General features: G+C 73.6%; 12 protein-coding genes. 6 read left to right on the top strand and 6 right to left on the bottom strand.

What is annotated here, in order from left to right; all coding sequences use genetic code 11:
• Positions 1–139 precede the first annotated feature (139 nt).
• The 5 genes from AB0B50_RS03465 to AB0B50_RS03445 all read right to left on the bottom strand — a co-directional run bounded on the left by AB0B50_RS03465 (position 140) and on the right by AB0B50_RS03445 (position 9,933).
• Positions 140–3,892, bottom strand: coding sequence for a hypothetical protein (locus tag AB0B50_RS03465; protein WP_362324788.1), 3,753 nt, complete (start codon positions 3,890–3,892; stop codon positions 140–142).
• 315 nt (positions 3,893–4,207) lie between these two features.
• Positions 4,208–4,942, bottom strand: a complete 735-nt coding sequence (locus AB0B50_RS03460; RefSeq protein WP_362324785.1) for an alpha/beta hydrolase — start codon at positions 4,940–4,942, stop codon at positions 4,208–4,210.
• A 139-nt stretch (positions 4,943–5,081) separates the two neighbouring features.
• Positions 5,082–5,780 (bottom strand): RES family NAD+ phosphorylase, encoded by a 699-nt coding sequence (locus tag AB0B50_RS03455; protein ID WP_362324783.1) that lies wholly within the window; start codon positions 5,778–5,780, stop codon positions 5,082–5,084.
• The gene (locus tag AB0B50_RS03450; protein WP_362324780.1) at positions 5,777–6,448 is read right to left on the bottom strand and encodes a hypothetical protein; all 672 of its coding nucleotides are present in this window, start codon (positions 6,446–6,448) and stop codon (positions 5,777–5,779) included. Before AB0B50_RS03450 ends, AB0B50_RS03455 begins: the two co-directional genes overlap by 4 nt.
• Positions 6,445–9,933, bottom strand: a complete 3,489-nt coding sequence (locus tag AB0B50_RS03445; RefSeq protein ID WP_362324777.1) for a CHAT domain-containing protein — start codon at positions 9,931–9,933, stop codon at positions 6,445–6,447. The genes AB0B50_RS03450 and AB0B50_RS03445 overlap by 4 nt, the downstream gene beginning before the upstream one ends.
• A gap of 459 nt (positions 9,934–10,392) precedes the next feature.
• On the opposite strand from AB0B50_RS03445, the gene AB0B50_RS03440 reads away from it, so the two are divergent.
• Both AB0B50_RS03440 and AB0B50_RS03435 read left to right on the top strand, forming a co-directional pair.
• Positions 10,393–10,992, top strand: coding sequence for a TIGR03086 family metal-binding protein (locus AB0B50_RS03440; protein WP_362324774.1), 600 nt, complete (start codon positions 10,393–10,395; stop codon positions 10,990–10,992).
• 70 nt (positions 10,993–11,062) lie between these two features.
• Positions 11,063–12,100 (top strand): D-alanine--D-alanine ligase, encoded by a 1,038-nt coding sequence (locus AB0B50_RS03435; RefSeq protein ID WP_362324771.1) that lies wholly within the window; start codon positions 11,063–11,065, stop codon positions 12,098–12,100.
• On the opposite strand, the gene AB0B50_RS03430 is transcribed toward AB0B50_RS03435, so the two are convergent.
• The gene (locus tag AB0B50_RS03430; RefSeq protein ID WP_362324768.1) at positions 12,097–12,642 is read right to left on the bottom strand and encodes a GNAT family N-acetyltransferase; all 546 of its coding nucleotides are present in this window, start codon (positions 12,640–12,642) and stop codon (positions 12,097–12,099) included. The two genes, AB0B50_RS03435 and AB0B50_RS03430, sit on opposite strands and share 4 nt — an antisense overlap.
• Positions 12,643–12,798: 156 nt before the next feature.
• On the opposite strand from AB0B50_RS03430, the gene AB0B50_RS03425 reads away from it, so the two are divergent.
• From AB0B50_RS03425 to AB0B50_RS03410, 4 genes are read left to right on the top strand one after another with little or no spacing between them, the layout of a single operon-like run.
• Positions 12,799–13,488 (top strand): hypothetical protein, encoded by a 690-nt coding sequence (locus tag AB0B50_RS03425; protein ID WP_362324765.1) that lies wholly within the window; start codon positions 12,799–12,801, stop codon positions 13,486–13,488.
• Entirely contained in the window at positions 13,485–23,591 is a 10,107-nt protein-coding gene (locus AB0B50_RS03420) for a DUF6603 domain-containing protein (RefSeq protein ID WP_362324762.1), read from the top strand. Before AB0B50_RS03425 ends, AB0B50_RS03420 begins: the two co-directional genes overlap by 4 nt.
• Positions 23,588–25,168, top strand: a complete 1,581-nt coding sequence (locus AB0B50_RS03415) for a hypothetical protein (protein ID WP_362324759.1) — start codon at positions 23,588–23,590, stop codon at positions 25,166–25,168. The genes AB0B50_RS03420 and AB0B50_RS03415 overlap by 4 nt, the downstream gene beginning before the upstream one ends.
• Complete coding sequence (locus tag AB0B50_RS03410) at positions 25,165–26,046, top strand: hypothetical protein (protein ID WP_362324756.1); 882 nt, start codon at positions 25,165–25,167, stop codon at positions 26,044–26,046. Before AB0B50_RS03415 ends, AB0B50_RS03410 begins: the two co-directional genes overlap by 4 nt.
• Positions 26,047–26,053 lie beyond the last annotated feature (7 nt).

Here is a 26,053-nt window from a genome sequence, read left to right as displayed (position 1 = left end):
CTCGCTTCTACCGGTCCTTGGTTGTCCGGCGCCGATGCCCCGGCGCCGGACAACAACCTCCGGACAACGCACTCCGGACAACAAACCCGGACAACAGCCTCCGACAACAACCCCCGGACGACGTCTCACGAGGGATGCGTCAGCGCGCGCATGCCCGCCGGGGTGACTGCTGGTACGGGTCGTGCAGATACCGGGCGCGTTCCTGCGGACTGAGGTCCCTGCGCAGCGACCGGCAGATCCTGCTGATCGCCTCGTCGGCGCTGAGGAGCACGTTCCACAGCCGCAGCGAGCCGTCGTCGCCGCCACCGGCGAGGGTGCGCCCGTCCGGGCTGAACGCCACCGACCACACGGGGCCTTCCCTGCCGGGCAGCACAGCCTTCTGCAGACCTGTGGCCACGTCCCACAGGCGTACCGCACTCTCACGCCCGCCCCCGGCCAGCGTCCGTCCGTCGGGGCTGAAGGCCACCGACTGCGCACCGCGTCGGCCTGCGGTCAGCACTCCTCGGGACCGCCCCATGTCGGTGTCCCACAGCCGCACCGTCTCGTCGTCGCCACCACCGGCGACGGTCTTCCCGTCCGGGGCGAACGCCACCGAGCGGACAGGGGACTTGGCGCCCGTGCGGACGGTCCGCGCCTTGCCGGTGGTCGTGTCCCACAGGCGCACCGTGCCGTCGTGTCCGCCACTGGCGAGGATGCGCCCGTCGGGGCTGAAGGCCACCGAGTACACGCTGCCCCGATGCCCCTTCAGTACGTCCCGCTGCTTGCCGCTGTCCGGGTCCCACAGGCGTACGGTGCCGTCATGCCCGGCACTCGCGACCGTGCGGCCGTCCGGGCCGAACGCCACCGAGTGCACGCTTCCCTGATGCTCGGTCAGTACGGCCCGCTGCTCGCCCGTGGCCGCGTTCCACAGGCGCACGGTGTCGTCCTCCCCGCCGCTCACGACCGTGCGGCCGTCCGGAGCGAACGCCACCGAGTTCACGGCCCCCTTGTGTCCCTTCAGCGTGGTCCGCGTCCTGCCGGTGACCGCGTCCCGTACCCGTACCGTTCCGTCCTTCGCCGCGCTGGCGACCGTGCGGCCGTCCGGGCCGAACGCCACGGACAGCACGGCTTCTCGATGCCCGGCCGCCGTGATGCGCGCCTTGCCGGTGGCCACGGACCACAGCCGTACGGTGCCGTCGCGTCCGCCGCTGACCACCGTGTTGCCGTCCCGGCTGAACGCCACGGACCACACGGCGCTCCCGTGCCCGCTCAGCACGGCACGCCGCGCCCCGCCGTCCGTGTCCCACAGCCGCACCGTCCCGTCCCGGGCGCCGCTGACCACCATGCCGCCGTCGGGGCTGAACGCCACCGACTCCACGTCACTCCGGTGTTCGGTGAGCGTGATGCGCTCCTTGCCTGTGGCCGCGTTCCACAGACGTACGGTGCCGTCCTTGCCCCCGCTGACAGCCATGCGGCCGTCCGGGCTGAACGCGACCGAGTTCACGGCCCCTTCGTGTCCTTCGAGCGTGGTGCGTTCCTTGCCGGTCACCGCGTCACGTACCCGTACCGTTCCGTCCTCGCCCGCGCTCGCGAGCGTACGGCCGTCGGGGCTGAACGCGACCGACCGCACCGCACCCCGGTGCCCGCTCAGCGCGCGCCGCTGCTTGCCGGTGCCCGTGTTCCACAGACGTACGGTGCCGTCGTGGCCGCCGCTCGCGACCGTGCGGCCGTCGGGGCTCAACACCGCTGAATTCACCGGGCCCTGATGCCCCTTCAGCACGCTCTGCCGCTTGCCGGTTGCCGTGTTCCACAGGCGCACCGTGCCGTCGTGCCCGGCGCTCACGACCGAGCGCCCGTCCGGGCTGAACGCCACGGCGTTCACCGCACCCCGATGTCCCTTCAGCGCGCGCCTCTGTTTGTCGGTCGCCGCTTCCCACAGCCGTACGGTGCCGTCGTGGCCCGCGCCCGCGACAAGCCGTCCGTCCGGGCTGATGGCCACCGATTCCACTTCCCCCGCGTGTCCGGTGAGCCGCTGCTGGAGAGGGCGCGAGGCCGCGGCCAGGAGGCTGGCGGTGGCCTCGGGGGTGGGGAGGACCCGGTAGGCGTAGACGGCGAGGAGCAGGGCCAGGTCGGACTCGTCGGCAAGGAGGTTGGCCGCCTGCGCGGCGAGTTGCCGGGACAGGGTGCCGCGCTGCTCGGCCACGGCCTCGCGCCGACGGCTCTCGCTGGTCTGGTACTGGTCCCACGCGATCAGCCCCAGCAGGAGGGCGACCACCAGCAGCACGGACAGGGTGACGGTGAACCGTCGCAGGCGCCGTGTCGTGCGGACGGAGGTGCGCCGCTCGCGGTCCCTGGCGGCGGTGCTCGCGGTCAGGAAGTCCCGTTCCAGCGGGGTCAGAGCGCTGTCGGGGGCGGCGAAGGACTCCTCGGCCGCCGCGAGGCGCGTGCCGCGGTAGAGCGCCCCCGGGTCGCGGCGCTCGCGGTCCCAGGCCGTGGCCGCCTCGCTCAGCCGCTGGTGCAGCAGCAGCCCCACCCGGTCCTCGTCGATCCACTGCCGCAGCCGTGGCCAGGCGTGCAGGAGCGCCTCGTGGGTGAGTTCGACGGTGTCGGTGTCCAGGGTGATGAGCCGGGCGCCGGCCAGTGCGTCCAGGACCGCCCCGATGCCTGCCCGGTCCTCGCTCAGGGAGTCCAGGTCGGCGCGGGCCAGGCGGCGTCGGGTGGCGTCCGTCCCGTCGTTGATCGCGACAAGGCGCAGCAGGACGGTGCGGGCCAGGTCGCGCTGCCCGCCGGCGAGCCCCGCGTAGACGGCCTCGGCGGTCTGGGCCAGGGCGTGGTGGATGCCGCCCGCGGCCTCGTAACCGGACAGGGTGAGGGCGCTGCCGCTGCGACGCCGCCAGGTCTCGCGCAGCGCGTGGGAGACGAGTGGCAGCACCGTGGCCCTGCCGGTGGCGTCGGCGATCACACGGGCGAGGAGCGCCCCCTCCACGGTGCAGGCGGCGCGGGCGGCGGGCCTGCTGATCGCGCGGCGCAGTTCGTCGGTGGTCATCGGCCCGACGAGGAACTGGGCGTCGCGCAGCGCCTCGACGAGATCGGGGTGCTGCGCGCACCGCGCGTAGAAGTCGGCCCGCACGCCGAGGACGGCCCTCGTCCTGCTGTTGGCGGCCCCGGCGGCGGTGAGCAGCGCGGTGATGAACCGTGTGCGCTCCTCGGCGTCGGAGCAGAGGGCGAACACCTCCTCGAACTGGTCGACCACCAGGAGGAGTTCGGCGTCCGGCGGCTGGTCGACGAGGGCCTTGAGCACGGTGAGGTGCAGGGCCCGGGGGTCCGTCGCGAGGTCCCTGCGCAGGGCGGTGGCCGAGCCGCCGCTGACGGCGGCAAGCCGCGCCGCGCACTCCTCCAGGGGATGCGCGCCCGGCGCAAACAGGACGGTGAGCCCCTTGGCGTCGGGCGCGTCGTGGACACGCGGCAGCAGACCGGCCCGCAGCAGCGAGGACTTTCCCGATCCGGAGGCGCCGAAGACGGCGAGGAAGCGGCGGGCGCGCACCCGGTGGACCAGGTCGTCGGTGAGCTGCTCCCGCCCGAAGAACCAGGCCGAGTCCTCCGGTTGGAACGCGGCGAGTCCCACGTAGGGTCCACGCTCCTCGGGCTCCTCGACACCGGCGCTCTCCTCGGCGGCTTCGCTGGCGGCGAGTCGGGCGCTGAGCGTACGCCATCGCTCCTCCCACGAGGTCACGTCCCCACCGCAGGCCCGCACATAGGCGAGCGTGACCGGCAGGCTCGGCAGCCTGCGGCCGCCCGCCGCGTCGGCCAGCGTCGTCGACGAGTAGTGGGCGTCACGCGCCAGCTGCCGGTACGGCGGGCTGCCCGCCTTCTCCCTCAACTGCCGCAGATCGCCTGCGAACTCGGTGAGCACGCCACCGTCGTCCTCAAGCGGACGCTCGCCCCGTGGCACCACTACCACCCCCGGCCCACCGATGCCCCGGGAGTCATTGTCCAATCCGTTCGTCCGGAGTTCAGCCACCGGTTCCGGACAACCGGATTCCGCCCCGCGCCACCGCATCGGCGAAGTCCCGCCGCTCGCGGTGGCCCGGCTGGTGTTCTGGTTCCTGCGCGGATGAGGGTGGACGCGTCCACGAAGCCGAGGGGCGGGCCCGGCGCCGCCCCGACCGGCCGGTACCGACGATGGCCGGTGCCGCCGCGGTCGGGGCGTTCGCGTGTCAGTCGGACCTCACTTCAGGTGGCGGGTGAAGAACTGGGCCGCCGCTTCCCCCGCGGACTGCGGGACCCCGGTGTGCCCGCCCATGTTGGCGTGCAGGGTCTTCTCCTTGGAGCCGAAGGTGTCGAACAGGTCCAGAGCCGCCTGCCGGTCGTTCCCTTCGTCGTCCCACTGCAGCAGGACGTGCAGCGGAATGGTGACCCGGCGGGCCTCCTCGAACATGGCGCGAGGCACGAAGCTCCCGGCGAAGAGACCGGCGGCCACGATGCGGGGCTCGACCACCGCGAGGCGGATGCCGATGGAGATCACTCCCCCCGAGTACCCGACCGGGCCGCCGATCCCGGGCAGCGACAGGAGGGCGTCCAGGGTGGCCTGCCATTCCGGGACCGCCCTGTCGACCAGCGGGAGGACGACGGCGTCGACGATCTCGTCGCTCACCGGCTCGCCGGCCTCCAGCACCCGCCGCAGATCGGCGCGGGCCTGCTCGGCGGCGGCCCAGCGGGGCCGGTCGCCGCTTCCGGGGAGCTCGATGGTGGCCGTGGCGAAGCCCTCCGCCGCGGAGTGCCGGGCCCGCTCCTCCAGCCGGGGGTACATCTTGCGCAGCCCGAGGGGAGGGTGGCCGAGCAGGATCAGTGGTACCGGTGCGGATGCGGATGCGGGCGTCCACAGGATGCCGGGAATCTCGCCGAGGGTGAATGCGCGCTCGATGACGTTGCCGTCGAGGCGCTGTTCGGAAGTGAAGTGCATGGTCGTGCCTTTCGGGAGTGCGCTCGAACGGCGCTCCCGGGCGACCTATCGCCCGACCGTGACCCCGGAGGGGAGCACCCATGTCGATACTGCGTTCACGGGTACCACCTCCTCGTTCTCTCGCACGGCCTCCGGGACATTAGCAGTGGCCGCCACCTCCACCCAACGGGTTTTCGCCCGGCCACGGCGGGACGATCGCCGCCCTCAGGGGTGCGAGGAGTCGGTTGGCTTCCGTGACGCCCGCGGGTGAGCCCAGGTCCGGTATGCCGCCGCCCCGCTCCTCCGCCAGGGCGTCCTCGGCGCAGCGGTCACCGAAGAGCACCAGGGCGAGACGTGGCCGGTTGCGCCGGGACTGCCAGATGAGGCCCGCGGTGTCGGGGGCCTGGACACGGATCTCGCTGGCCCAGCGGCGGGTCTTCGCGTAGCGCTCCCCCTCCGCCTCCAGGAGCCAGGAATCCTGGCAGACGGCTGCCAGATCCGCCTCGGTGGTGAGGGAGACCAGGGTCAGCTCGCAGCGCGTCCGCAGCAGGCTCAGCGACTTGTCCTTCACGGCGGCGTAGGGGATCAGACGCATCCCGGTCCCGACGTCGAACTCCAGGGAGCGCAGCAGCGTTTCGGCGAGTGCGGTGGCGGCGTCGTCGGCGACGTACAGATACGGGTACGGGTCGTAGGACGTGCCGTCGAAGCGGTTGCCGCCGAAGTGCGGGTCCACGGACACCGGGTTGAACTGCCCGGGCCGCCGCTTCGCCTTGTGCGTCCGCCACAGCCGCGTCCCCCTCGGAAGCGCCTGGCGGCGCGGCGTCATCTCGTACGAGGAAGGCGGCACGGTGCCGGTCATCCGTCCCCCTCCACCAGTGCGCGGGCCGCGCCGGTCAACCGCTCGTCCGGAAGTCGGCCGAGGAAGGAGGCGGGCGGGCCGCCGAGCCAGGTGTTGCCGGTGAGCCACCATTCGGCGGCGCCCCAGGGGTCGATGTCCGCGAGGAGGAGGCGGTTGACCTCGAGGACGACGGCGTACGGGCTGCCGTCGCGGACGAACTGAAACTCGGGGTAGCGCGGGCCCCGTTCGGGGTCCTGGAGGCGGATCAGTTCGGACGGCACGGGGTCTCCGCAGCGGGTGCGTGCCTCGTCCTGCGAGAGGGAGGGGGACGTGAGCAGTCTGCGCCGCGCGGAGGTGACGATCGTCGTCCAGTCGTCGGGGGCGGGTGGCGGGTCCGCGAGCCGGACGAGGAGCGTGTGCGCCTCCGCCACCACGGGCGGCCCGAGCGGCGCCCCCGCCAGACGCTCGGAGTCGAGGGCGAGCCGCACCGGATGGTCGAAGGGCAGCGGGAGCAGTGCGAGCCGGACGCCCTGAAAGGCCCTGCGTACGGCCTTGTTGTCGTCCTGTGGCGTATCGGCGAGGACGCGCACCCGAGCGACCAGCAGCTCGTGCTGTGTGTCGTCGAGGCATGCGCGGATGCTCTCGCGGTGCTCGCCGACCAGGTCGAGGAGCCTCTCTTCGGGATTCACACCGCCTCCGTTCCCTGGCCCGGATGCCCCTGGTGGATGAACGCCGCCCAGACCGGCAGCCGGTCCAGGCCCGGCCGCCCCATCTCGCGCAGGAGCTCGCCGCTCAGCGAACCCGGGTTCTCGCGGTCGGGGTCGAGCATCCACATCTGGGCCGCCCTGAGCGCGTCGGCCGGGCTGTGCCTCTCGACGCTGAGGTAGTGGTGGAACACGGCCATCATCAGCGCCGACGCGCCGTCCTGGGTGGTCCACCGCGATCCGACCACGTCGCGCGCGCCACCGGACACGAACGCCGTGGTGAGGGTCAGTGCCTCGTCGTGGTCGCGGGTGCTCAGGTCGGTCTCGCAGGCGCTGAGGACCACCAACGGGCCGTCCGGGGCGGCCTGTTCACCGTTGGCTCCGTCGAGCAACCGGGCCACCGTCAGCATGCCGAGATCCGCTGCGGCGCCAGGGCCGCCCTCTTCGGCGGGCAGGGCGTCGCTGCCGTCGGGGAAGGCGAGGTGCAGGGCCGAGACGGTGGGGCGGATTCCGGCCGAACCGTGGGAGGCCACGTGGAGCAGGGCCGGGGACTCCCCCAGGAACGCGAGGAGTTCGTCCGGCGTGCCGGTGGCCTCCGGCTCGGCGGGCGGTTCGTAGAACTCCCCGTACAGGCGCGCCTGCGGGTAGTACGCCTCGTACAGGGCGGTGGCCTCCTGCTCGGCGCGGGTCAGGTCCTGACGCGGGTCCGCCACGAGCGCGGTCGGCGCGGTGGCGGGGTCGCGCCGTGCCCTGCGGACGGTGCGCAGGAACTGGCCGCCGCACGCCGCATAGCTGATGACCATGATCTGGCAGGCGTGGTCGGCGGGCGAGGCGGCGGGCAGGCGCGCGGCATGCCAGGGGACTGCGCCGAGACGGCCGCACGGGACGAACACGATGCGGGGCGGCCCCGGCCGGTCCTTGCGGCGGTCCTCGTCGGCGGCGAGCCGTTCGGTGACGCCGGTCAGTACGGGGGTGAGCACCGCGCGGAACGCCCAGTCGCACAGCTCCGAGAGGGCTTCCTCCCAGGCCTTGGTGGCGGCGGGGTCGCGCGGGTGCTCGGACCGCGCGGCGGCCGCGCCGAAGTAGTGCTCCAAGGGCCCGCTCTCGGTCTCGGAGAGGAGCGGCAGCGCGCGGACCCCGGTGCCGGTGTCCGGCCCCACGATGATCGCCATGCCGGGGGTCTCGCCCTCGCCGGCCAGCAGATACACCAGGGCGTCCGCGTCGCCCTCGCGGACACCTGCCTGCAGCTCGCTGACGGTGGGTGTGGTGAACAGGCCCTGTTGCCGGTACCCGAGTGCCTCCAGGGCGCGGCGACGAAGGGTGCTGGGCAACTCCGCCGGGAGGGAGCCTAGTTCGGTGTCCGTGGCGCGCGAGGTCCGCCATGCCTCCGCGAGCTCGTGGTGTCCACGGGCCGCCAGGAGTTCCGGTACGGCGCGGGACGCGGAAGCCGCCTGGAGCACCAGGGCCCGGCCCAGCTCCAGCGCGGCCACCGCCTCCTCGACCTGTCCGCGCGATGCGGCCCAGATGGCGGCCTGCACACCGCGCGTCGCGCCGGAGCGTGCCGCCACCAGGCCGTGCTCGGCGCCCAGTTGGAGCACCACGTCTGCGGCAAGCGCCTGCAGGGCCTCCGTGGCGGCGGCCGTGGCCGCGGTGAGGTCCGCCGCGTTCTCGCTGCGGGACCAGCGGGTCCGGTAGCCCTCCGCCAGCTTCCACAGGGCGTCGGCCGCGAAGTGCGGGATGTCACCCCTTCGTACGCCGTCGCGGACCCGCTCCAACTCGGCGAGGGCGGTGTCCAGATCGGCGGGGTTCCGAGTCAGGCCGTAGCGTGTGACCAGCGACAGTGCGAACGTCCAGTGGTCGCCCGTCGCGGCGTCCGGCGGCGGAGGGCTGTCCTGGATGAGGGACGGGTCCTCGGCGAGGGCGGCCCGGATGGCGGTGCAGCTCGTGCTGAGCGAGGTGAGCCACTCCTTGGCGAACGAGGCGCCGGTGCCGCCCGTCGCCACGGCCTGTTCCTGGTGGGCGACGCCGCGCAGCAGCATGTCCTCGTCGCCGGTGAGCCTGCCGAGTGTCGTGCACGCCTGGCCGACGGCCAGCAGGAGTTGGAACCGGAAGTCGTGATCGGGCGGGGTGGTCGCGACGAGCGCTTCGAGTTCGTCGACGAGTTCACGCGCCCGTGCGGCGTCGCCCGCCTCGTCCGCCTGCCGCACCTGGTCGAGGAGCCCGAACAGGTCGGTCATCAGGCCGAATTCGGCGGTCGCGGGGTCGGGGTCCGGCGAGTCGGTGAGGGCGGCGAGCTTCCCGGCCATGTCCTGTGTGTAGGCGCGGGCCACGGTCTGGTCCTGCAGGTTGCCGCCGACCCCCTGTGCCAGGTGCAGCAGAGAGCCGATGAGAGCCTCCGAGAGGGCGGCCATCTCGTGGTCCCGCGGCAGCCGTTGACGGGCGGCACGCAGGCGTGCGATGGCCTGGTTGAGGATCTCGGGGTCGCCGCCTCGGGCGGCCTCCATGGCGGAGAACGCGGCGGGCAGGATGGCGTTGAGGGCGGCGGAGACGGCGGCGCCTTCGGTGTCATCGGCGGCTTCGGTGTCATCAGCGGCTTCGGCGTCGTCAGCTTCCGGGGCGAGGGCGGCTTCGGTCCGGGCAGGGGTGGGGGCGGGCACCGAAGCAGTTCCCGCCGCACCACTTGCTCCGGCGACCCCGGCACCCCCTGCGACCCCGGCGGCCTCGCCAGGCCCACCAGGCCCACCAGGCCCACCAGGCCCACCAGGCCCACCAGGCCCACCAGGCCCCGACATCATGCTCATCATCATCCGCATCTCGTCCATGTACGGAAAACCGTCCGGAAGGCTGTCGACGAGACGGCTCATCCCGGCAGGTGTCTCGTTGCCGGAGAAGGCGGACATCAACCCGCCCACCTGCTGGATCTGCCGCGTCATCTCCGGCGGCAGGGGCAGCCCGGCGACCTCGGCCGTGAGCTCCCGCATCTCCACGGCGGCGTCGGCGATGCCGACCGGACCCTGCCGTGTGTTCCAGTCGAACACGGTGGAGAAAGCGGGCGCCTTGTTGATCCCGCCGCCCATCTCGCGTACGGGTATGACCAGCAGCAACAGGAAGAGCGCGGCCCACTGCCGGTCCTCGGGCCCTGTCCCCGCCCCGACGGCGGTGCCCTGATCCCGCGCTCCCCGCAGCAGCAGCTGCGCGCGCTGCCTGTCCTCGGTCGCGCCGTCCCCCGCGAGATACCGCATGGTCAACACGGAGCCGAGCCGCACGGTCACCGCGCCGCGCAATGCCGGATCATGGCCCAACAGCTCGACCAGTGCGGTCAGTTCTGCCACGGAGCTGTCGTAATCCGCGGGGGCCGCCGCAGACCCTTCCGTGAACGGGAACAGCCGTACCGCCCGCTCCGTCGCGGCGGCCACCCAGGCACGCAGCCCGAGGATGCCCCCGCTCTCCCCACACTCCGCGTCGCTCACGCATCCCCCTCGGACCTTCATGCGCCTCGCAGGCCCCAACTACACCTGGACGGATTCATGATGACGTTCCATCAGAGAATTCGGAGGGCGAAGGACGCCGAAATCCAGTCAACGCCCGGGATCCGCCCTGGACGCGCCCAGATCGGCCCGCGAGGCCGGGCCTCTGCCTTCGGCAGCGTCGCGCCAGCAGACCTCCCCAGCAGACACGCAGGTCCGAGTCATGGATCACCCCGAGCGGCGAACCGGACCGCCCTCCCACCTGCGCCCCACGTTCCGCCTTCTCGACCGGCCCTGCCGACACTCCTGAAGAAAACCTGACGGCACTTGTCAAGTTATGGCGTGATGCTCTCTCCGGAAACGCGGATCACCCATCGCAGGACCGCCGAACCCCTGAATCGCCGCACCACCGCACCACCGCACCGCCGAACCACCGATGAACCGATTGAGGAGCCACCCCACATGACCACCACCGCCACGGACCCCCGCCCCCTGCTGCGCCGCACCGCCGATCAGTTCGCCGCGCTCGTCGCCACCGTCGAACCCGAGCGGCTCGGCGACCCCACCCCCTGCAGCGAGTTCGACGTCCGCGCTCTCATCAGTCATGTCCTGGGCAACACCCTCGCCTACGCGATCATCACCGAAGGCGGCCCCCTGGAGCAGGCGACGGGCGGGGCGGGCGAGATCGCGGACGAGGGCTGGGCCGCGGCCTACGCCGCTGCCGCGGAGCGTCTCGTCGCCGCCGGGGAAGGACTCGACGATCCCGCCCTTGAGCACGTGGTCGATCTCGGATTCGCGAAGATGCCGCTGCGTGGCACCCTGAGCGCCGTCGTCATGGAAATCGCCGCGCACTCCTGGGACTTGCGGACCGCTCTCGACAGTGCGATCGAACTCGCCCCCGACGTCGCCGAGTTCTCCCTGGCGTTCGCGCGGCAGGCCATCGCGCAGGATCGGCGTGGCGGGCCCGTCCCCTTCGCGCCGGTCCGGCCCGCCCCCGAAGGAGCGGACGCGTACGGGCAGTTGGCCGCCTGGCTGGGGCGCGAGGTGCCTTCCGCGTCCTGATGGAACCGCTCGGGACCGCTCGGGCCGACCACCGGGGTACGCCCGGCAGCCATGCGGAAGAATCTCCTCCATGCATGTTGTGATCTTGTGCGGTGGAGAGAGCCCCGAGCGGGACGTCTCGCTGGCCTCGGGGCGGTCGGTCACCCAGGCCCTGCTGGAGCGGGGCCACGAGGTGGTGCTGGTCGATCCTGCCGCGGTGGTGCCGGTCCTCGCAGGACCGCTGCGCCCCGGCGACACGGTCGAGGCGCTCGGCGTCGCGAAGGCACCCCCTTCCCTCGCCGATCAACAGCAGTGGCGGCGGCGCATGTACGCGGCCCTGACCGGCGGCCCGGTCCTCGACCACCTGCGCGCCGCCGAGGTCGTGTTCCTCGCCCTGCACGGCGGCTGGGGCGAGGACGGGCACGTCCAGGCGCTCCTTGAGATGGCGGGCATCCCGTTCACCGGGGCGGGCAGCGCGCCGTGCGCCGCGGCCTGGCACAAGGGACGGACCCAGGCGGTGCTCGCCGCGGCGGGGCTGCCGGTCGTCGAGCGGGCCTTGTGGCGCCCCGGGATCGTCGACGTACCCGAGAGCGTGAAACGGCTGCTCGCCGCGGGCCCGGTGGTGGCGAAGCCCGCGGCGGACGGGTCGAGAGTGTCGGTCCACCGGGTCGACTCGCTGCCGCGGCTGGCCCAGGTCGCCGCGGAGGTGCACTCGGGCGGCGTCGAGCTCATGGTGGAACCGTTCCTGCCGGGGCGCGAGTTCACCGTGGCCGTCCTCGGCGACCAGGTGCTTCCGGTGGTCGAGATCGAGCTGACGACACCGGTCTTCGACTACGCGGCCAAGTACCAGCCCGGAGCCACCAGCGAGGTGTGCCCCGCACGCGTCCCGGACGACTTCGCCTCCCGGCTGCAGGAGTCGGCCCTCCACGCGCACCGTGCGCTGGGCTTCGGCAGCGACTCCTACTCGCGCACCGACTTCCGTTGCGACGCGGACGGCGAGCCGATGTGCATCGAGGTGAACGCGCTGCCGGGCATGACGGCCACGAGCCTGTTGCCGCTCGCGGCGTCCGGAGCGGGCTGGACCTACCCCGACCTGGTCCAGCGCATTCTCGACCTCGCAGGGAGCTAGGAGGCGGGCACGCGCCGGGCCAGCACCTGTCCCGGCCACCCGTCCTCGACGAAACGGTCGGTGGGGACGAAGCCGTTGCGCTCGTAGAACGCGACCAGTTCGCCCCCGCCGCCCGCCCAGCAGTCGACCCGCAGCAGCTCCACCCCGGCCCGCCGCGTCTCCTCGACGGCATGGGCCAGCAGCGCCGCTCCGATGCCCCGGCCCGCGTATGTCCGGTCGGTGACCAGCAGCCGCACATACCGCTCGGGTTCCTCGGCCTCGGGGATCGGCATCTGCGGGCTCGGTCCGTCGTCCAGCACCAGGGCCCCGACGGGCGTTCCGGCCAACTCCGCGATGTACGGGGTGTTCTCGATCGTGTACCGCTCGACCCGCTCCACCCGGTCGGGCCGCTGCGAGAACGGTGTCGTGCCCCACTGCTCGGTGTTGCCGCGGGCGTTCATCCAGGCGACCGCCGAGTCGAGCATGCCCAGCACGGCGGGCGCGTCCTGCGGGCTGCCCGGTCTGATCCGGATGGTCTTGACGGTGCCGGTGATGTCGTTCATCGCAGCAGCCTAGAACTCGAGGCTCACGTTCCCCTACTTGTACGCCTCCTGACGTATGCAGCTCCGCGAGATCAGCTAGTAAAAGGTAGAGGGGGACAAAGCAGAGGGGACAAAGGGGGCCGCCGGCACCCGCCGTACCTTCCGGAGGGGTCAGCCATGGCGCTCTCTCACGTGTCGGCCGCCGCCCGGCCCGGTCCCGACTGGGCCGAGCAGGACAGCTGGTCGTACCACGATCTCGAACAGGCTCCGCTGTCCGGCGAGTGCCGCGACGAACTCGAGACGCTGCGGGCCCTGGCGAGCGGCCGGCAACCGGCGGGTGGCTGGCCACCGGGGTGGCCGGCGCCGCCCTCGGACGTACGGAACGTCCTCTTCCAGTGCCTGTTCCGTGCCGCCCTGGCCCGGGGCGAGGGCCGGTACGGGTGGTTCGTCTGGCAGGACCTCGACAGTGAACTGGGCATCCACCACCGCGAGAGTCGCACGGCACTCCTGGAAGGCGTCGTCCTGGTGGGGCTGCGCACGCAATGCGACCAGATCTCCGGCAGTGACGCGGAACAGGTGGAGCTCGTCGTTCCGATGGCCGTGGGCACTCCGCAGGCACCGGCCGGCCTGGTCGTGGCGGCCGAGACGACCGCGCGGGGACCCCAGCTCCTCGTGGACGTCTGGGGCGAGACCGCCGTGGCGGCGAGCTGGCAGGCACTGATCGCGGTGTGCCGCTACGTCGCTTCGCTGGCCGGTGAGGACCAGCACTGCCGGCCGCTCGTCCCCGGGGCCGTCCACGCCTCCGACGGCGTCCTCACCGTCGTGCCCCAGGCCCTGCACGCCATCGACCCTCCGAGGCGGCGATGACTCTTCCGAGCCTGCCCGTGGAACTGCTGCGCCTCGCCGTCGCGCTCGGGGTCCTCAAGGGCGATCCGGAAAGCGGCGCGGCGAGCGGCCTCGAGGTGAACGAGGACTTCTTCAAGGATCCCGCCGAGCAGTTGTCCGGCGTACTCCGGAATCCGGTACGGCGTGCGGCCGCGCTGAAACTCGCCACCGCGCTGCTCGGCAGCGCGAAGAGCGCCGCCCTCGAAACGGAGGGCGCGGAACCCGGCAGGACCTGGATCCCCCTGCCCACGGGCAGCGGCGCCGGGGCGGGGCGCCTGTTTCTGGTGGTGGACGAATCCGGCGACGCGGTGACGCTGTCGCTGGCCGCCCGCGCCACACTGCGGGTCGCCGAGGTGGAGTGCGCCGCCTCGCTCGTCGTACCGATCCTGGGGACCGGTCCCGAGGGCACGCAGTTCCTGCCGGGCACGGCGGAGGGCGACATCCGTGTCGCGGTGAACCTCCAACTCCCGCCCGCACCGGGTGACTTCGGTCTGGGGCGCCTGCGTGTGGGAGCGGACGTCCCGACCCACTCCGACAGCCGCCCCCGGCTGCGGCTCGGCCTGATGGGTCTGCGGATACCGGGCAGGCCTCCGCGCGATCTGGACATCGACGACGGGTCGCTGCCCGATGAGTTGGGTGAACTGATTCCCCTGCTCACCGACCTGCTGACCCAACTGCTCCGGTCGCGGGGGGCGATCGACCCCGACAGCGCCGACCGGATGTGGCTGCTGCTCACACTGTTCGGGCTGGGTGACACCTCCGTCATTCCGCCGCTCCCGCTGGCCGAACTCCCGGCCTCCGGACCGCTGGTGCTCGCCGACTGGGTCCGTGCGGTGTTCCTCCCCAGGCCGGGCCAACCGGTGCCGCCGCCTGCGGCGCGGGCGTGGCTTGAGACGCTCGCCGAGCTGATCGGGCTCTCACCGGAGCTCCCTGTGCGGGGCGACGGGACCAAGTCATCTCCGTATCTGCTCTGCGTCAGTCCGCTGCCCGGCGTGCTGGTCTGCGTACGGCTCGTCGCCCAAGCGGCGGACGACGGGCTGGAGTTCAAGCTGGGACTGGCGGCCGCCGCCGAGTGGGGCGAGGCGGTCTCCGCCCATGCCTCGGCGGATCTGCTGGCCGTGCGGCTCGGCGGCGGGGCCGATGTGCTCTGGCTGCCCGAAGTACGCGTACACGTCGAGGTCTCCGGCGCCGATGGGCACCTGGTACGCCGCCCCGCCCCTCCCGAGGAGGCCGTCCTGAGCGTGGGGACGCTGTCGGCGGGCTTCTCGGTCGGCGTGGACCGCGACGTGCGGCTGTTGTTGGAGGCGGTCGACGTCGTCCTCGACGGGCATCCGTACGCACGTCTGGACCTCTCCAGCGTCGAGGCGCTGGCCGAGGCCGCCGCTCGGATGGGCGTGGACGCCCTGGCCGACGCGCTGGAAACCCTGTTCTCCGACGACGAGGACGGCGGCGCCCGGCGTGCCACGGCCCTGCTCGTGCTGCTGGCCCTGCGCGAACCGACGGCCGACTGGCCGGTGGAGCTGCCGCCCCTCACCGAGATCGTCGGCGACCCGGCGGGCGCCCTGTTGCGCTATCACGCGCGGGTCCTCGCCGGTGCCCCGGGCCGATGGGGCGCGATCGCGGAGCAGTTGACCGTGCTCGTGCGCGCTCCCGCCCCGACCGGCGCGGGCAGCGCCGAAGACCCCTGGGTCGTTCCCGTGGACGGCCCAGGACTCCCCGTCCGCATGTCCGTGCTGTTGTGGCAGGACGAGGCCGGCGCCTCCCCCCGGCTGACCGTCGGGATCAGGATGGACGCGGCGCCGCTGCCCGTCGCGGGCGGAGCGGTGCGGGTGTCCGCCGCCCTGGAGGCCGTACGGCTGACGCTGCCCCTTGCGGCCCCGCCCTCCGTCGTCGCGCTGATCGCCGCCGAGGTGCGTCTTGCCTGGGGGGACGATCTCGTGTTCGACGCCGGGCCCGTGCGGCTCAAGGCGCGCTCAATCCTGCTGGCGGGCGGGTGGCGGCAGGGGGCCGGCTGGGTGGCCGGCGCCCGGATCTCCGGGGCCTCGGTCCTGGTCGGCGAGGACGAGGTGGCACTGCCTGATCCGCTCGAACTCGCCACGGGCGCCGAGCCGTTGCCGCCCGGTACCGGCTCGGAGCTGTGGCCCGCGCTCACGCGGCTCGCCGGTCTCGCACTGCTGCGCACGACGCCGCCGGACGGACTCGACCCCCGGGAGGTCATGGCCGCGCTGCTCGGCTGGCTGCCCGCACGCGGACGACTGCGGGTGCCCGGCGAGGAGGACTCGGGCCTCGACCTGGGCGAGCTGCTCACCGACTGGCCCCCACTGCCACTGGAGGGGCTGGTCGCCGACCCGGTGGACGCGCTCCGCTCCTGGCTCGGCGACGTCCTGGCGGGCGCCGGGGGGACGGATCGCAGCGTGGCCGCCGTGGCGCTGGTCCGCGAACTCCTCTCCCGGGGCGGGCCGGAGCAGGTCCGCGAGGTGGCGGTCGCGGGAGACGGGACGTACGACCGACCCTGGCGGCTCCCGCTCGGCGCCTCGCGGAGCGAACACGCCTCGCGGAACGAACCGGCCTCAGGGTCCGATTCAGCTTCGCGGCGCGAGCCGGCCTCGGGCCCCGAACTCCTCGTATGGCTCGATCCTGACGGTCCCGGGCTGCAGGGTCTCGGCGACGTGCTCGACCAGCTCGTCCCCGCCGATCTCACCGCGGCGCTGGACCGCACGGCCCCGCTCCCCGGCATCGACCGGCTCACGTCGGTCCTCGCCGGAGCCGCCCGCTTCGACGACCCCCTGGCCGAACTCCTCGACGGCCGACCGGACTTGGCGTCCGGCCTGGCGACGCTGCTGGAGAACGCCGCGGGCAGCGACGGACTGCTGCCCTCCTCCGCGCAGGTACTGTCCGGAGCGACGCTCGCCACCACCGCGGTGCCGCACGGTCACCTCTGCGCGCCGGAGACGTACAAGCTGACCGACCATCTGCCCGCCGCCGACGCCTCCCGCACGGTGTACGTCTCCAGCGACCTGCCCGGCATACGGCCCTGGCCCGGCCAGCCGGGGGCACCCGGTGCCCGCCTGATCGATCTGCGGACGCCCGGCCTCGCGGCCGAGTCCTTCGACCTCGGCGGGCTCGCCGCGAGCGGCCCGTGGTACGTGCTGCTTCCGCCGACGCAGGAGTCGACGGCGCGTCTGCGCAGGGTCGTTGCCGAACTCCGGCGCCTGGCCGGGGCCCCTGTCGTGCTCGTCGCGCATTCCCTGGCGGCCCGTCCCGCCGCCCAGGTCTGGTCGGAGGGCGGCCTCGCGCACCTCGTCACGCTGGGCGGGGCACTGTCCGACACCGCACGGCCGGGCCCCCTGGACGGGCTCGAACTGCCGGGCGTACGCGATGCCTTCCGGCTGCTCCAGTCCCTGGTGGACCTGCTGCCCGCGGGGCTTCCGGCCAGTGCCGCACCGCTGGCCGAACTCCTGGCCACCTGGGCCGCCGTGAGCGGGGACGCGCCCGCGGGCCGGCGCTCCCTGCCGTTCCCGGTGTCGGCGTTCACGCCCATGGCCATGCCGTCGCAGGCGCCCGCTCCCCTGTTGAACGTCGTCACGGAGTTCACCCTGGAGGAACTGCACGGCGCGCTCACCGCCCTCGTCACCGAGGTGGCGGCGCAGGTCCGTCGACGGCTGCCCGGCGGCGGGGCCGCACAGAGCCGCGCCCGCGCCACCCATCTCGGCCTAGGCCTGGCCTTCCGCACGGAGGCGACCACGGCAGGAGGCCTCACCTGCCGCGGTGAACTGCGCCTGGACGCATGGCGTTTGGCGCTGACCACCACACAGGGACAGGCGGCGCGGACCACGCCCCGGCTGCGGGTGCGGGTGACGCTGCGGCGGCCCGGCGGCTGGCTCGTCGAGGGGCCGCCGCAGGCCGGTGCGCAGGCGGGGCCGCCGCCGCGACTGCGCGGCGCGGAGCTCCTGGTCGCCGTCGGCCCGCGCCTCGCGGACTCCTCGGTGTCGGCCGTGCTCCATGACGCGGCGCTCGACGGAGTGGGGCACGGCCGGCTGGCGATCACCCCGCACACCCTGGACGCGGCGGCCCGCCGGCTCCTGGGGCTGCTGGCGGACCAGTTGTCGCCGCGACCGTCGGCCGGGCCCGTCCGTGACCTCGTGGACCTCCTCGTACGCACGGATGTGGCCGCCCTGACGACCGACGAGCGGGTGGAGATCCGGCCGGACGCCCTGGAGCGCGTGATCGCCGATCCCGCAGGGCTCATACGGGTCGTCCTGTCGGACCCCGCTGTGCTCGACACACTGCGCCGACTGACCGGACTGCCGGACGGCGGCGCGGAGTCGCCCTCCACCGGCGGCCTGGTCGTGACCGTCGGCCCCGATGGCGTGATCACGGTCAGCACGCCGTCGCGCGGGCTGCCGCTCGCCGACGTCGCGACCCTGCACGGCACGCTCGTCACCGCTCCGCGGCGCGCCCCGGCCCTCACCCTCGGGCTGCGCTCCGGAGACGCCGAGGCAGCCCTTCTTCCCGAACCCGATCTGCCGGCGCTGGCCCGTCTGCTGATGCTCACCACCGGCGGTGAGTTCGTCCGCCGGGCGCTGCAGTCCCTGCGCGAGCGAGGCATCGTCCTCGACCCGCTCCTCGATGTGCTCGGCCTCCTGGCGCACGATCCTCGGCGCCCCGAAGCTCCGTCGTCGGTCCGCTCCCCCGTTCCTCTCCTCACCGCGCCCGCGCGACAGTTCGCGGAGGTCCTCGGCGCGGACCGGCAGCCGGGCGAGCCCTTCCGGCTCGCGCCGGGGCGCATGGTGCGGCTGTTGGACGCGGTGGCCCAACTGATCGGCGTACCCGGTGGGTTGACTGTCCTGCCGCTGCCGGGGCGGGGTTCGATCGGCGTCGCCGAGGTCGGCGCGGACCTGGAGATCACTCTGCGGCTGCGGGACGGGGCCGGGCCCTCGGCTCTGGAGTCCGCGGTGCGCTGGCGGGTGCGGCCGGGTCCCGTCGTCACCGCCTGGCTGACGCTGTCAGCCGAGCGGTCCGGGCCCGATGGGTTCGCCGTCGGTCTGGAGCTGGAGGCCGGGCCCGAGGTGCGGGTGTCCGCCCGGCTCACGCCACGGGCCGGGGCGCCCCGGATCGACATACCGCTGTATCCGCAGACGCCGGGGCTCGGCGCGCTCGCGGAGCTCGGCGAGCAGGCGGCGCGGTACGCCCTTCCGATGCTTCTGGACGCGCTGCGGGACCTGGCACGACCGGGCGAACCGGGTGAACCGGGCGGCCCGGTCGATCCGCGGCTCGCGCGCATCGCCACGGCGCTCGCCGAGCTCCTGTCGGCCCTGGGGCTGACCGAGACCGACGGCTCGGCCTCGACAGACCAGTTGAAGCTGCTGGCGTCCGCTCCCGCCGACGAGCTCGGTGCGCGGTTCCGGCGGCGCCCGGCCGAGGTGACGGGAGCCTTGAAGGGGCTCGCCCGCGCCCTGATCGGGGATGCGTCCGAGGACCCGCCCGTTCTGTGGCGCAGTCCCGGCGGTCGCCTCGTCGTCGACCTGGACACGGCGCCCGGCGGCGAGCCGCGCCTCACCGTCTCAGCGGGCGGGCTGCGCCCCGTGCCCGGCACGGACGCCGAGGTGTCGTTCACCGCCACGACGGCCGGGCTCGGCCCCTGCCATGTGTCGTGGTCCGTCGTCGATCCCGACGCCCTGTTCCCGGGCCCGGTCGACCTCATGCCGTTCGTGCGGATCGCGCTGGACGGTGTCGAGGGCCGATTCGAAACGGGGCTGTGGCTTGATCCGCCCGCAACGACGGACCGCGAGGCGCTGGTCGTACGCGTGCCGGGCAGCCCTCTGCTCGTACACCGTCGTGGAGGCGACGACTCCGCCGATGTCGCGGGAGCCGTGCCCAAGCTGATGCGCCGTGTGGCCGTGCCCCTGGCCGCCGATCTGGCCCTCACCCCGGACCCCGTCACGGAGTTGCTCAAGACTCCCGTGGGCAGCGAAACCGTGGGGGAGATCCTGCACACCGCGCAGGTCCTGAGCGGAACCGGCAGCCCGCCCGGCGCGCCGTGGCGGCTGGCCGACGGGCTGCTCGACACACCGACCCCGCGTGTGCTGAGCGCTCTGGCGGGCTTCCTGCTCGCGGTGACGCCACGGCTCGGGCCGGTGCGGCTGTCCGTGCTCAGGGCCGAGGAGGGACAGGGGGCGAGCCGGTACGGCCTCGGTCTCGAACTCGTCGAAACGCCTTATCCGCTCCTTGAGTTGGGGGATGTCGTCATCGCCCTCTCCGCCGACGGTTCCTGGGAGCCACCGGCCGCCGGGGCGGGCTCGGCGCACGTGGAGCTGTGGCTCGCCAGCCTGCCGGACGCGCTGCCGGGACCTGACCCGCGGTTCTCCCCCGCGCTGCGGGTGCGCGGGCTCGGGTTCACGGCGGGCGGCGCGAAGGGCCCGTTGCTCGACCAGGGGCTGCGGATCGACGCCCTGGAGCTGCACGGCTCGTACGCGCACGACACGGCGGGATTCCGCCACGCGGGTGCGCGCCTTGCGCTGAAGGGAATGGCCGTGCCGCTCGGCTCCGCCGGGGGCGGCACCAATCCGGTCGCCGCGAAGATCCTGCAGCCGGATGCCGCGGGCGGCGACGCCACCCCGGCCGCGCCCGGCTTCCATCCGGCGCTCGCCCTGTGGAAGCAGGGTCAGGAGGCCGTGACGCTGCGGCTGAGCGCGGGCGAGGGTTCCGGCCCGTGGTGGCTGGTGGTGGAGAAGCAGCTCGGCCCGATCCACCTCGCGCAGGTCGGCCTCGACATCACCTACGAGGGCGAAGAGCCGCGGAAGGTCGGCGTGCTCGTCGACGGCGGCGTGGCGCTCGGCGGCCTTGCCGTCGACGTCGACGACCTCGGGCTCTACATCCCCTGGGCGACACCGGCCGATCCGAGGACCTGGAGCCTCGGCCTCGCCGGTCTCGCCGTCTCCTACGACGGCCCGAGCGTCAAGGTGGCCGGCGGGCTGCGCAAGCGCGAACGCGACGGCGGGGTGGAGTACGCGGGCATGCTCAAGGTCGAGGCGGCGGGCTTCGGTCTCACCGCCGTCGGCGCGTACGGCACCTACCCCGTCGCCGGCTCGGCCGAGCGCTACACCTCGATGTTCGGCATCGCCGCGATCGCCGCGCCGATCGGCGGACCGCCCGCGTTCTTCATCACGGGCATCGGTGCCGGACTCGGCCTCAACCGGGGACTCGAACTCCCCGCGAAGGTGACCGACGTCGGGCAGTTCCCGCTCGTGGCGGCCATGGATCCGGGCAGCGAGGTGGTCCGCGAGCCGATGAAGGCACTGGACTCGATGGGCCGTACGTTCCCGCCGCGGCGCGGGGCGTTCTGGCTGGCCGCGGGGGTCCGGTTCACCAGCTTCACCGTCGTGGAGTCCGTGGCCGTGCTGGCCGTGGCCTTCGACAAGGACGTCGAGGTGGTCCTGCTCGGGCTGTCCCGGATGGGGCTGCCCAACCCCGCCGAACCCATCGCCTCCATCGAACTGGCCCTGCGCGCCCGCTTCTCCACGCGCGAGGCACTCCTGTCCGTCGAGGCCCAACTGACCGACAACTCCTGGCTGCTGAGCCGCGACTGCCGGCTCAGCGGCGGATTCGCCATGGTGATCTGGTTCCGCACCGGCGAGTTCCTCCTGTCCCTGGGCGGCTACCATCCGCGTTTCGCGAAACCCGCCCACTATCCCGACGTGCCCCGTCTGGGCATCCACTGGCGGGTCAGCGAGGCCATCGCGATCAAGGGCGAGTCCTACTTCACGCTCACCTCCAGCTGTGTCATGGCCGGCGCCCGTGTGGAGGCGGCCTTCGACGGCGGCTTCGTCCAGGCGTCGTTCGCCGCGGGCCTGGACGCGCTGGTCTCCTGGGATCCCTTCTTCTACGACGTCGGGGTGTTCGTCCGGGTCAGCGCCCGCCTGGAGATCGACATCCGGGTCTGGTTCGTCCACATCCGGATCACGATCGGCTTCTCCCTCTCGGCGGAACTCATCGTGCAGGGCCCGGACCTGCGCGGGGTGGCTCTCCTGGACCTCGACGTGGCCAAGGTCGAGGTCGCCTTCGGCGCCGTCGGCACACCCGACTCCCCGCCGCCCCTGGGCTGGGCCGCGTTCCACGACAAGTACCTGGTCGCAGGCGACCCGCACGGCGAGACGATGAGTCTCACCGTACGAGCAGGTGGCGTGGCCCTCGATCCGGGCAGCCCGAGCGGCACCCCGGAGGACGGCAGCCTGGCGCACCCACTGCGGCTCACCTCGGAGTTCACCCTCGTCTCCACCACGCGTACGGCGAGCAACCGGGCCGGGGACGCGGTCCTTGGCGGGGCCGCGCTCGACCTCGGCCCGATGAAACACCTCGACGTGGTCTCCGAGCACCGCGTGGAGATGGTCCGCCTCGACGCGGGCGGCACTCCGGTGGGCACCGCGGTGGCACTGGCGACGACGCCCGTGCGCGGCAATGTCCCGGACGGCGTGTGGCGTTGCTTCGACGACGTGGAGCTGGACGAGGGCGGCGTGCGCGAGGCGTTCACCGGGCTCGTCCTCGCCGCGGTCACCCGCCTCGGCGGAGGACTCGCCACCGGCACCGTCGACGAGGTCGAACCCGGTGTGCGCAAGTCCTTGCCGCTGAGCGAGGACCGCGATCCGGCGGGCGCCTGGTCCGCAGCGATGGAGGCCGCCGTGCGGTGGTCACGCGCGCAGTCCGGCTCCGACACGCTGGCCAGGACGGCCGAGTTCCTGGCGCGCGGCGCGGGGCTCGCGGCGTTCGGCCGGTGTCTGAGGGGCAGTCCAAACAGGCCGAGCGGCTTCGCCCTCGCGCTGCTGGCCGCCGACCGGATCTCGCCTCCCCGGCTGTCAAGGGTCACGGAGGGTCTGGTGGCTCCGGTCCTGCCGCCGCTGCAGCTCGTCCCGCGGCGGCCGCCGCAGAAGCCGGACCCCCAGCCGCCGTACGTCGCGCCTCCGGTGCTCCTCGCGTCCCTGCGGCCGCCGGTCGGCCCGGTCCGTCGTGACGGGCGCACCACCGTGCGGACACGGGAGTGGCCGCGCCGGGCCGCGCCCACCCTGGCCGAGGCCCGTGTGCAGGCGCTGCCCACGGCCGCCCGGCTGCACACCGTGCCCGCACTCGCGGATGCCGTCGCTACCACCGGGGCGACCGCGCGCGACCGCGGGCGGCGCTTCTCGCGCGGCGGCGAGGAACGGGAGGTGCTGCGCGGCCTGTTGAGCGTGGACCACTCGGCTCCGTGGCTGCGTTCGGGGCAGCGGGACATCGTGGACGGCACGGTGCAGCTCGGCGCGGGTCAGGTCCAGGTGTGGCGGCTGCTCCGCGCCGCCGACGACGTGCGCACCGAGCGGCCGCGCCTCGCCCTCACCGGCGATCAGCGGGTCCGGGTCGTGGCGCTCGACCGGGCGGGGGCCGCTCTCCTGGACGCCGAGGTGGCGGCCACGACGGAGCTGCCGGTTCCCCGGGGCGCGCACATCCTCGCCCTGATCGGGCTGGGGACGACGCCGGCGGCGAACCGGCCCCGGCGCGCCGGTCTCTCCGGCTGGCATCCGTCGACGTTCGGGGCGCAGGTGCGGCCCGGCACCGTGCTCGTGCCCGGCGCCCGGGTCAACACTCACGCGCCCGGCGCCAAGCGCGGGCTGCGTCCGGCGCGGGTCGCCCTCGTCACGGGCGGCGAACTGGTCGGCCGGCAGGGCCTGATCACCACTGAACTGCCCGCCTCCACGCGGTGCGTCGTCCTCGTGGTGTCCGCCGCGGAACCCGTCAAGGACACCGACGGACTGCTCCTCGGCCTCGACGGCGCCCAGCGGGTCCGCGGCGCCACGGAGCCGACGCCTCCGCTCGCGGTCGAGCAGGGCGGACAGAGCCTGCTGCTCTACCCGGTGACGCCGACAGGGGGAACCTCGGTGTCGGTCACCACCGGGTACGACGAACGGTGGTGCCCCGCAGGGGTGTTGGGCAGCGCGCAGCCCGCGGAGCGGGTGGCCCGCGCGATCCTCCGGTACGGCCTGCCCGCCCTCGCGGGTGATCTGGCGGGCGAGGGCTCGGGACAGTCGGCCGTGACATGGATCGGAGTGGCGCGATGAGTGATCTCGGCCCGGGGCAGTACCGTCTGCACGGCTTCGCCCGCCCACCGGTGACGGCGGGGCCGCACCTGGTCCGCATGACGCAGACGATCGCCCCGGACGGCCCCCTTGCCCCCTCGATCACCCCGGTGGAGCGTCACGCACTCGTCACCGCTCCCCAATTCGCCCTGACTCCCGGCGAGTTGCGCAGCGTCTTCCCTCCCCCGGAGGCGGTCGGCTCCTTCGACACCCGCTTCGCCCAGGTCGTGCTGCGCCGCCGCACCCTGCCCTGGGAACGGCTGGTCACCGTCGACGCGGATCCGCAGCGTCGGCCGTGGCTCGCCCTCGTCCTGCTCACCGAGAGCGAGGGCGCCGTCGCCCTCGACAAGCCGGTGAGCACCGCCGTCCCCGCCGCCCTGCACGGCGCGCTCGGCATCACCGGGGCCTCGGGCACCTGCGACCGTCTGGACACCACCCTCGACGTCGTCCACGCCCTGTTCCCGCGCCCCGACGAGCTGGAACTGCTGTGCCACGTACGGGAGGTGTCGCTCGGCGACTCGGAGCTCTCACTCGGCGACGACGACGGATTCCTGGCGGTCGTCATCTGCGCCCGGCTGCCGCGCCCGGGGCTCGCGTACCAGGCGTGTCTGGTCTCCCTGGAGGGCCGGATCTCCGAACTGCCCACCGCCACCGGCGCTCCGGGCGGCAGTCCCGGCGGCGCGGAGGCCGCGCCCGGCGGCCCGGCCGTCAGTTTCCCGGTCCTCACCCACTGGCGGTTCCGCTGCGCCCCGGAGGCCGGCGACTTCGGCTCCCTCATGAAGCACCTCCACGTGGGAGCGCTCGGCACCGTGCGGGACAAGTGCCCTGCCGTCGCGCCCAGCGGGCACACCGTCATCGGTCACACGACGCGGCGCGGCGAGGAGACGGCCGCCTGGTACCGCGGGCCGCTGACGCCGCGCGAGGTGCCACGACGTACGGCGGGCTCCCCGTTCCTGACGGCGGACCAGGGGCGTGCCGTCGCCACCGACGGCCTGGAAGACCTCAGCCTGGCCGCCGCGCACGAGGTCGGCCGGCTGCTCGCCCTGTCGTCCCCACGCTTCCTGGCCTCGCTGCGCGACTGGCGCAGGCGCACCCTGGCTCTCGACCTCACCGCCGCGGCCCTCGAACTCGTACCGGAGGTACGGGACTTGGGGCTCACCCGGCTCACGGTCGGCCAGGGGCTCGGCCTGGCCCTGATCGGCACGCTCGTCGACGGCCGCGATCCACTGGGCGCACCGGTGCCGCTCGCCGACGCGGTGTGGGCGCTGCCGCGGTTCCCGACCGATCTCATCGTCTCCGGCACGGGACTGCGGCCGGAGGTCGTACGGCACATCCTCGGGGACCTGCCGGTGAGCACCGACACCGACCCCGCGCCGCCCGCCACACCGCTCCTCCAGACCTTCGACGGGCTGCGGGACGACCCCGGCCACCTCGACCCGCTCCGCCACGCCCTGCACGAGCGGGTGCGCGAGATCGCCCGGCAGGCCGGGCTCGACCCCGATGCCACGCTGTTCGACCCCAACCACGCGCCGACCACGCTGGAGGAGCTCTTCCCATGAGCGCCCGATACCGCTCCGAGGCCGCCGTCGAGCAGGTGCTCACCGCCGCCGCAGGCAAGGTCAGCGCGGCGCAGCCGCCCCCGGACGACGTCCTGGACTGGCTCGCCCGGCTGCGTCTGCTGGAGGGGGTCCCCTTCACCTATCTCGTCACCGACGAACGGCTCCTGCCGCTGGAATCCGCGCGGTTCTTCTTCCTCGACCGGAACTGGACGGACGCGGCCGTGGACGGCGCGCTCTCGGCGGGGGCCTCCACCACGCGGGACCGGGCCCATCTCGTGGCCAGGCACCAGCGGATCCGCGACGCCGTGGACGCCACCGAACGCAATGTGTGGATCAAGGCGGCGGAGCCCGGTCTGTCCTACGACGCGGAACCGGTCGGCACGGTCACGGGTTTCCTGCTCCGTTCCCGTGCCGTCTCGGGCTGGCCGGGGCTGCGCGCGCAGGCCTTCCACGACGGGCAGCCGCTGCGGCCGCTGCGCATCGAACGCCTGGCGCCCGCCGTGCTGTTGGCGCTCTTCGACGGCCCGGCCACGCGTGTCCTGATCGAGGAGCCGCACCAGGGGCTGCAGTTCGGTGTGGAGGCGCCGGACGGCGGCGGGTTCACCGTCGCGCGCCGCCCGCCGCTGCCCGTCGGCACCACCACCGTCCTGTTCCGTTCCACGGGCGCCGGCGTCGTCGACGTACGCAGACTCCACACCGACCTCGGGCACACGGACTCCGACGGCTCGGCGGGCCTGGCGCTGCAGCTCGTACAGAACCCGTTCCAGCAGGAGTTCTCCGGAACGGAAGGGGGACCGCTGTTCAGCCCGTCCATCTCCCTGGAGGACCTCGCCGAGGTGTTCGAGGAACCGTCGGACGACGCGATTGATCCGTCATGAGCGAGGC

The sequence above is a fragment of the Streptomyces sp. NPDC041068 genome, from assembly GCF_040647455.1.
Classification (GTDB): domain Bacteria; phylum Actinomycetota; class Actinomycetes; order Streptomycetales; family Streptomycetaceae; genus Streptomyces.
Note: the sequence above shows the minus strand (reverse complement) of the source record. Positions and strands in the feature narration are given on the sequence as shown.